The organism is Janthinobacterium sp. GW460-12-1-14-LB5 (genome assembly GCF_059423585.1).
This window is the reverse complement of record NZ_JBWKYD010000019.1, coordinates 134,781-142,788: the sequence shown is the minus strand read 5'-3', so window position 1 is coordinate 142,788 and position 8,008 is coordinate 134,781. Positions and strand designations below refer to the sequence as shown.

Sequence of the window (8,008 nt, the reverse complement as noted above, 5' to 3'; positions counted from 1 at the left end):
TCCCCATCGTCTAGAGGCCTAGGACATCACCCTTTCACGGTGAGTACAGGGGTTCGAATCCCCTTGGGGACGCCAGGATTTAGTTGTAAAGCAAGAGTGCAGTGCTGAACGGGCCTGACAAGTCAGGCTTTTTTTGTTTCTGCCATCGCTGCAGTACCGGGTCGGGATGCAAAGTAATGCATTCAGGACAGATTTCTGTCCCCATCGTCTAGAGGCCTAGGACATCACCCTTTCACGGTGAGTACAGGGGTTCGAATCCCCTTGGGGACGCCAGATTCGCAAGCAGTAAGCAAGTAACAGGTCGGGATGCAAAGCAGCGCATCCAGGACAGATTTTCTGTCCCCATCGTCTAGAGGCCTAGGACATCACCCTTTCACGGTGAGTACAGGGGTTCGAATCCCCTTGGGGACGCCAGACCGGCTGAATCAGCCAACAAAAAAGCCGCCTGGTAACAGCGCGGCTTTTTTGTTATTGGCCGCCATGCCCACGTTTTTCTCTTCCCGTTGACTATGCCACTACCTACCGATCGCGCACCATCCCTGGCCATCTTCTGCAAAGTCGTCGACAACTACGGCGATATCGGCATTTGCTGGCGCCTCGCGCGGCAGTTGAGCGGCGAACGCGGCGTGGCCGTTACCCTGTGGGTCGATGATTTATCCAGTTTTCAGCGCATTTGCCCTGAAATCGATGTGGCTGCCGAAGCGCAGCACGTGTCCGGCGTGGCCGTGCGCCACTGGCGCGGCCAGGATGGCGTGTTTGCGCCCGCCGATATTGCCGATATCGTCATCGAGTTTTTTGCCTGCGATATTCCACCCGGCTATATCGCTGCCATGGCGCAATGCGCGCCGCAGCCCGTGTGGCTGAACCTGGAAGGCTTGACGGCGGAAGAGTGGGTCGAGGGCTGCCACGCGCTGACGTCGCCCCGTCACGGCATGATCAAGCATTTCTTCTTTCCCGGTTTTACCGATAAAACGGGCGGTTTGCTGCGCGAAGCGGCGCTCGACGAGCGGCGGCTGGCGTTCCAGTCCGATGCGGATGCCATGGCGGCATTCCTGGGGCAATTCGGCGTGACGGCGGCGGAAATGTGCGCCTTGAAAGTATCGCTGTTCTGCTATCCATCCGCGCCCGTCGCCGAGCTGTTTGCGGCCTGGCAGGCGGCGAGCGGGCCCGTCACGTGCCTGGTGCCGGAAGGCGTCGCGTTCGATGATGTTCAGGCATTTATCGGCGACGATGCAGCGGTAGCCGGTGCGGCGCGCACGCGCGGCGCGCTCACCGTGCGCGTGCTGCCCTTCGTGCCGCAAGACGATTACGACTGCCTGCTGTGGGCTTGCGACGTCAATTGCGTGCGCGGCGAGGATTCCTTCGTGCGCGCGCAATGGGCGGGCCGGCCCTTTCTCTGGCATATCTACTTGCAGGATGAAAACTTGCATCACGTGAAACTGCGCGCTTTCCTGCAGCGCTATGCGGCCGATGCGGACGGCGCCATCGACAGCCTGGTGCAGGCGGCGCTGGCCTGGAATGGCGCCAGCGCGGACGCCTTGCCGTGGGTGCAGCTGTGGCCCGCATTGCAGGCCGATCTGCCGCGCATCGGGGCGCGCGCGCAGGCCTGGCAGCGGCAGATGCAGGCTAATGGCGATCTGGCAAGTAACTTGCTGGCGTTCGCTGGCGCGACGAGATAGGCGCTTGCCAAAAATTAAGGTAAAATGCCCGGTTATTTCTAACGTATTTTTAACCGATCAAACGCAAGCTTGCGGCGCTGATGGCGCACAGGCGGCAGATGGTCTTCATGCAACCCACTTTTTACGTACATTCCTATGAAACCCGCAAAAGAAATTCGTGTTGGCAATATCATCATGGTCGACAGCAAGCCAATGATCGTGTTGCGTTCTGATGTCAACGGTTCGAGCCGCACGGGCTTCACCTACAAATGGAAGATGAAAAATCTTCTGACGAACACCCCGATGGAAAACGTGTTCCGCGGCGACGACAAGTTCGACGTTGTTGTTCTGGATAAAAAGCCAGTAACGTATTCGTACTTCGCCGACCCGCTGTTCGTCTTCATGGACACCGAGTACAACCAGTACGAAATCGAAGAAGAAAACCTGGGCGAAGCGCTGAACTACCTGAAAGATGGCATGGAATGCGAAGCCATTTTCTACGACGGCAAGGCTATTTCCGTTGAACTGCCGACGACCATCGCCCGTCAAGTGGTGTACTCGGAGCCAGCGGTCAAGGGCAACACCTCGGGCAACGTCCTGAAAGAAGCCAAGATCGAAAACGCCATCGACGCACACCGCCACACCGTGCAAGTGCCGCTGTTCGTGGCACAGGACGACGTCATCGAAATCGACACCCGTACCAACGAATACAAGCGTGTCGTACGCAACTGATACGCCCCACTGCATGATCATCAAAAAACGCTGCCTTCGGGCAGCGTTTTTTTTGCTTAAAAAATAATTCCCTTCGACAACAATTGTGTTGCAAGGACTGCTATGCTATGACTAGAACATTATTGCGGTAGAAACATTGAAGTTTCCTGGAGATAGCATGCAGCGCAGTCAGATGTTACGCAGTGGCGCGTCGCGTGGCGCGGCCCGTCCCGTGTTGGCCCGCGCCACGGCGCCCGCCAGTCCCATGGCCCATCTGCTCGACGCGGGCGTCTTGCCGCAACAGCAGATGATGCAGGCAGGCAAGCTCAGTTCCCATGCGCTGACGTCGCAGTACCTGGCGCGCATCCGTTCGCTGTGCAGCATCGGCGCGCGCGCCTATGCCGGCATTGAAATCAACCCCGATGCGCTGAAAATCGCGCTGGAAATGGACCGCGAGCGCCAGGTGCACAAGGTGCGCGGCCCCTTGCACGGCATCCCCATCGTCTTGCGCGACAATATCGCCACGGGCGACCGCATGAAGACGCGCACGCAGGCGCCCCTGGCCACGCAGGCCAGCTGCGATTCCTTTGTGGCGGCGCGCTTGCGCGCGGCCGGCGCCGTCATTATTGGCAAAAGCAATTTGCGCCAGTGGGCCGCCGTCAGCGTGCCGCATGCCAGTGCCAGCTGGGCCGGGCTGACCATCCTGGCCGTGGACAGCGCGGCGGACGGCTCCATTGTCGCGCCTGCTTCAAACTGCGGCCTGGTCGCCATCAAGCCCACGGGCAGGACTGCCGCGGAGCAGGACGGCGAGCCAGCCACGGCCGGACCGATGGCGCCCAGCGTGCGCGAGGCGGCCTGGCTGTTCGCCGCCCTGACAGGCGAGCGCCTGGCCGATGGCACGCTGTTCGATGCTGCCGGCCTGCATGGGCGCCGCATCGGCGTGGCGCGCCACCTGTTCGGCCTGTGCGCCGGGACCGATGCCGTGATCGGGCAGGCGCTGCAGGCGTTGCGCGAACAGGGGGCGGAACTGGTCGAGACGCCGCCGGCGCCCGGGCCAGGCGGCATCGAAGCGTTGCTGGGCTCGCATGGGCTCGATGCGCTGGTGGGGCCCACGTGCCACGGCGTAGCGCAGGCACCGTCGGCCTTGCCGCATATCACGGTGCCGGCCGGCATGGCAGGGGGCTTGCCTGTCGGTTTGTCCTTCATCGGCCCTGCCCATGGCGACATGCAGCTCATCGCGATGGCGTATGCCTATGAGCAGGCGACTTTGCACCGGCGTACGCCAGCATTGCCGTCCAGCATCACGCTGGCGCTGCGCCAGCCATGATTTTTCCTTTCGTTTTCTTTCGATAACTATGCTTGCAACCTTGCTGCTGAGTGCGGCCGTGTCCGCCGCCCCGACTCCTTTTGATGCCGCGCAATTGTCTGGCAGCTGGTCCGACAGCGTGAATACGAATAGTGTGTGCGAAGAAGCGCGGCACTTTACGCGCATGCAGCTGTCTGATGATCATCAGCGGCTGGCGATCTTCAATGACCGCACGTGGAAAAGCAAGCTGGGCGAAACCAACCGCTTTGCCGCGACGGTGGTGGCGGAAACGGAGCATAGCCTGACTTTGCGCTATGACAATGAAACCCGCCTCAATGCCGCTGGCAAGCTGGTGGAGTGGCAGTTGATCGTCGTTGCGCCCGGCGTGTACCGCTGGCGCGAGACGGGCTGGCCGGAAGGCAAGGTCAACGGGGTGGTCGGTATCCGCTGCTCTCCCTGAGGCCGGTGCGCAAGCATGCCATTCTGCTATGCTGCACCCATTATTGGATGCTTTTAGGAGATTGCATGTCCGCACGTTTGTTCTTCCCCCTGTTCCTGGGCGCTGCCGTGGCGCTGGCCGCCATGCCGGCACAAGCCCGGACGCCCAAGCTGTCGCTTATTGAGCAAGCGCAAAGCTGCGACGGCGGCCATACCTGCCCGTATTTCCCCGATGTCTACAAGGCGGACTACGCCTTTCGCAAGGCTTTTAATGTGGGCCTGAAAAAAGCTGGCCTGAAGCGGCAGCGCTGGGTGCCCGATGGCGTGGCCAGTCCGCTCAAGCCCGTCGAGATCGACGGCAAGGCGCGCCTGCTGAGCAGCGTCTGCGAACCGCACAATTGCGGCCACCGCTACTCCATCCTGTACGACCCGGCCACGCACAGCATGACGGGCGTGTACATGGGCAGCGATGCCAAGGGCGGCTTGCGCACCGTGTATTTCGGCGAGCCCAGCATCGCCGAAGCCGATTTGCTGTACAAGAACTGATGCGCGCGCCACTGCGTATTTCCAGCGAGCGCGACGAGCTGGACGTGCCCATGATCGACCGCTACCTGAGCGGGCAGTCGTAATGGAAGCGCGGCGCAAGGGCATCGATAACGCGCTGGCCTGTATGCGGGCTTTGGTTTTGCGCCACAGGAGGCGCCGCAAAAATACATGCGCCGCCCCGCGCCATGAGAATTATCAAAACAACCTTTAGGTGTCAAGAGAACTATTAACATTATTGTACGAAATAATGTTGCATTGATAATGATGTCATGTCATTATGCGCGCTCTGCAGCGTGCGTTGCTGGTGCTGTGCTTTGCCGTCGCCCCTGGGCGGGGCAAAGGTGGTGAGCGGTCCGATTGGTCGTCCCTGGCACGTTTTCTCGTCACTTTAAAGGAATACATCATGAAACAATATGGCGCCGAGTTCCTCGGCACGTTCTGGCTGGTACTGGGCGGTTGCGGCAGCGCCGTGCTGGCCGCAGCCTTCCCCGGCCTCGGCATCGGCTTTGCCGGCGTGGCACTGGCGTTTGGCCTGACGGTGCTGACCATGGCTTACGCCATCGGCCACATCTCGGGTTGCCACCTGAATCCTGCCGTCTCGATCGGCCTGTGGGCCGGCGGCCGCTTTCCCGCCAATCAACTGTTGCCTTACATCATCGCGCAAGTACTGGGCGCCATCGTGGCCGGCGGCGTGCTGTATGTGATCGCCAGCGGCCAGGCCGGTTTCGATGTCAGCAAGGGCTTTGCCTCGAACGGCTTCGGCGCCCATTCGCCGGGCGGCTATTCGATGCTGTCGGCGCTGGTGATTGAAATCGTGCTGACGATGTTCTTCCTGATCGTCATCCTGGGCGCCACCGACAAGCGCGCGCCGGCCGGCTTCGCTCCGTTGCCGATCGGCCTGGCGCTGACCCTGATCCACCTGATCAGCATCCCCGTGACGAATACTTCGGTCAACCCGGCCCGCAGCACGGGCGTGGCGCTGTACGTGGGCGACTGGGCCACCAGCCAGCTGTGGCTGTTCTGGCTGGCACCGATCATCGGCGCCTTGCTGGGGGCGCTGGCCTACCGCTTGATTGCGGGCGAGAAGGAGTAAGCCGACAATGCCGGCAGCGGCGCTTGCCCGCCTACGCGGCGCGCCATTCGCTCAGGTAATGCTGCGGCGTGCGGCCCAGGATGCGGCGGAACATGGCGCTGAAGGCGCTGGGGCTGGCGTAGCCCAGCGCATAGGCGATGGCGGCCACGCCTTCGCCCCGGTCCAGGCGGCAGAATGCCTCAGCCAGGTGGACTTGCTGCAGCCATTGGCGGTAGTGCAAGCCCGTTTCCTTCGGGAATAACCGGATCAGGGTGCGCGCGCTGGCGCCCGCATCCTGCGCCCAGTCCTCGATGCTGCGCCGGCTGCCGGGCGCGCTCATGATGGCCGAGCACACGGCCACCAGGCGGCGGTCGCGCGGCCAGGGGATGGCGAGGGGCACGGTATCGGCGGCCGCCAGTTCCGACAGGATCAAATGCGCCAGCCAGTCGCCGCGTCCCGCCAGCGCATATTCGATCGGTTCGGCCAGCAGGGCCAGGATCAGCTCGCGCAGCAGCCGGCTCACTTCCAGTACCTTGCAATCGGTGCCATATTGGGCCGCCACCTGCGCATCGATGTACACGGTGCGCATGCTCAGTTCGCTCAAGATATGGACTTCATGCACGACGCCCACGGGAATCAGCAGGGCGCGCCGGGGCGGCAAGATCCACACGCCGTGCCCGGTGGAGACGCGCATCACGCCTTCCGTCGCATACAGCAGCTGCGCCCGCACGTGGCTGTGCGGCGCCGTGTAGTCGCCCGCCGTGTATTGCCTGGACATGGCCGTCACGGGGCGCGGCACATGCTGGTAATCGTGCGAGCTGGTGCTGCGGCTGAACGGCACGCCATCGGGGTGGGTCTGGGCGGGGTGGTGGGTGTACATAGGGGGCGTTGGATTCTCACCTGATTGTCACTCAGTTGTCACTTAAGCGACGATTATTGGAAGTTATCAGTTCAGTGACCATACTATACTGGCTTCTTTGCCGGGCCGCCCGCCGAGCCCGATTATTGCGGATGACACATGCACACAACCACAACTGCCCCGGCATTGGCCAAGTCCGTGCCGGCGGCGCCATCGCTTCATAGTTCCCAACAACAATCCGGTCTGGCCATGCACATCCTGGGCGCCGTCGCCTTCGTGCATTTGCTCAATGACTTGATCCAGGCATTATTGCCGTCGATTTATCCGATGCTGAAAGCCGAGTTTTCACTCAGTTTTACCCAGGTCGGCCTCATAACCCTGACGTTCCAGTGCACGGCATCGTTGCTGCAGCCTTGGATCGGCTTGTACACGGACCGCCGTCCGCTGCCATTCCTGTTGCCGGTCGGCATGTGTTTTACCCTGGCCGGCGTGCTGATGCTGTCCATCGTCTCGACCTTTCCGACCCTGCTGCTCGCCGCTGGCCTGATCGGCGTCGGTTCCTCGACTTTCCACCCGGAAGCGTCGCGCGTGGCGCGCATGGCCTCGGGCGGGCGCTACGGCTTTGCGCAATCGCTGTTCCAGGTGGGGGGCAATGTGGGCTCCGCCCTGGGGCCGCTGCTGGCGGCCGCCGTCATCGTGAACCGTGGCCACGGCAATGTCGCCTGGTTCAGCTTGCTGGCCGTGCTGGCCATCGGCGTGCTGTACAAGGTCAGCCACTGGTATAGCGGCCACCTGGCCAGCTTCAAGCCGAAGGCGGGCGGCCATGGCCCGAACTTGTCGCGCAACAAGGTGGTTGGCGCGCTGGGCGTGCTGGCGCTGCTGGTGTTCTCGAAGTACATCTACATGGCCAGCCTGTCGAGCTACTACACGTTTTACCTGATCGACAAATTCCACCTGTCGCTCGGCGACGCCCAGCTGTACCTGTTCCTGTTCCTCGCCGCCGTGGCGGCCGGCACCTTCATGGGCGGCCCCATCGGCGACCGCATCGGCCGCAAGCGCGTGATCTGGATTTCCATCCTGGGCGCCGCGCCGTTCACCCTGCTGCTGCCCTATGTTGACCTGTTCTGGACGGCCGTCTTGACGGTGATCATCGGTTTCGTGATTTCTTCCGCCTTTTCCGCCATCGTCGTCTTCGCGCAAGAGCTGGTGCCGGGCAAGGTGGGCATGATCGCGGGCATCTTCTTCGGCCTGATGTTCGGCGTGTCCGGCATCGCGGCCGCGGCCATGGGCCACCTGGCCGACGTGGCAGGCATCGCCTACGTGTATAAAATCTGCTCCTACCTGCCGCTGCTGGGCATATTGACGGTGCTGCTGCCGCATATCGAGCAGGCGAAAAAATAAGCGGCTGACGCGGGAGG

At 62.1% G+C, this 8,008-nt stretch carries 8 protein-coding genes and 2 tRNA genes; 9 read left to right on the top strand and 1 reads right to left on the bottom strand.

Annotation, left to right across the window (positions count from 1 at the left end; all coding sequences use genetic code 11):
• Nucleotides 1–197 precede the first annotated feature (197 nt).
• The 8 genes from AC07X6_RS20105 (at nt 198) to aqpZ (ending at nt 5,752) form a co-directional block, all read left to right on the top strand.
• A tRNA-Glu gene (locus AC07X6_RS20105) sits at nt 198–273 on the top strand.
• Nucleotides 274–338: 65 nt separating this feature from the next.
• Nucleotides 339–414 (top strand) — tRNA-Glu (locus AC07X6_RS20100).
• 95 nt (nt 415–509) lie between these two features.
• Nucleotides 510–1,679, top strand: coding sequence for an elongation factor P maturation arginine rhamnosyltransferase EarP (earP, locus tag AC07X6_RS20095; RefSeq protein ID WP_494792143.1), 1,170 nt, complete (start codon nt 510–512; stop codon nt 1,677–1,679).
• Nucleotides 1,680–1,814: 135 nt separating this feature from the next.
• The gene (locus AC07X6_RS20090; RefSeq protein ID WP_034758247.1) at nt 1,815–2,390 is read left to right on the top strand and encodes an elongation factor P; all 576 of its coding nucleotides are present in this window, start codon (nt 1,815–1,817) and stop codon (nt 2,388–2,390) included.
• A 157-nt stretch (nt 2,391–2,547) separates the two neighbouring features.
• Complete coding sequence (locus tag AC07X6_RS20085; protein ID WP_230542432.1) at nt 2,548–3,696, top strand: amidase family protein; 1,149 nt, start codon at nt 2,548–2,550, stop codon at nt 3,694–3,696.
• A gap of 28 nt (nt 3,697–3,724) precedes the next feature.
• Nucleotides 3,725–4,135 carry a hypothetical protein gene (locus AC07X6_RS20080; protein WP_230542433.1) on the top strand — a complete coding sequence of 137 codons (411 nt, stop codon included), beginning with the start codon at nt 3,725–3,727 and terminating at the stop codon, nt 4,133–4,135.
• Between the two features lie 65 nt (nt 4,136–4,200).
• Nucleotides 4,201–4,659 carry an Ivy family c-type lysozyme inhibitor gene (locus AC07X6_RS20075; protein WP_230542434.1) on the top strand — a complete coding sequence of 153 codons (459 nt, stop codon included), beginning with the start codon at nt 4,201–4,203 and terminating at the stop codon, nt 4,657–4,659.
• Between the two features lie 403 nt (nt 4,660–5,062).
• Nucleotides 5,063–5,752 carry an aquaporin Z gene (gene aqpZ / locus AC07X6_RS20070; RefSeq protein ID WP_034778070.1) on the top strand — a complete coding sequence of 230 codons (690 nt, stop codon included), beginning with the start codon at nt 5,063–5,065 and terminating at the stop codon, nt 5,750–5,752.
• Between the two features lie 31 nt (nt 5,753–5,783).
• On the opposite strand, the gene AC07X6_RS20065 is transcribed toward aqpZ, so the two are convergent.
• Nucleotides 5,784–6,611: an AraC family transcriptional regulator gene (locus tag AC07X6_RS20065; protein ID WP_230542435.1), complete on the bottom strand. Its 828-nt coding sequence runs from the start codon at nt 6,609–6,611 to the stop codon at nt 5,784–5,786.
• 138 nt (nt 6,612–6,749) lie between these two features.
• Here AC07X6_RS20065 and AC07X6_RS20060 point away from each other — a divergent pair, with 138 nt between their 5' ends.
• Nucleotides 6,750–7,991, top strand: a complete 1,242-nt coding sequence (locus AC07X6_RS20060; RefSeq protein ID WP_442908109.1) for an MFS transporter — start codon at nt 6,750–6,752, stop codon at nt 7,989–7,991.
• Nucleotides 7,992–8,008 lie beyond the last annotated feature (17 nt).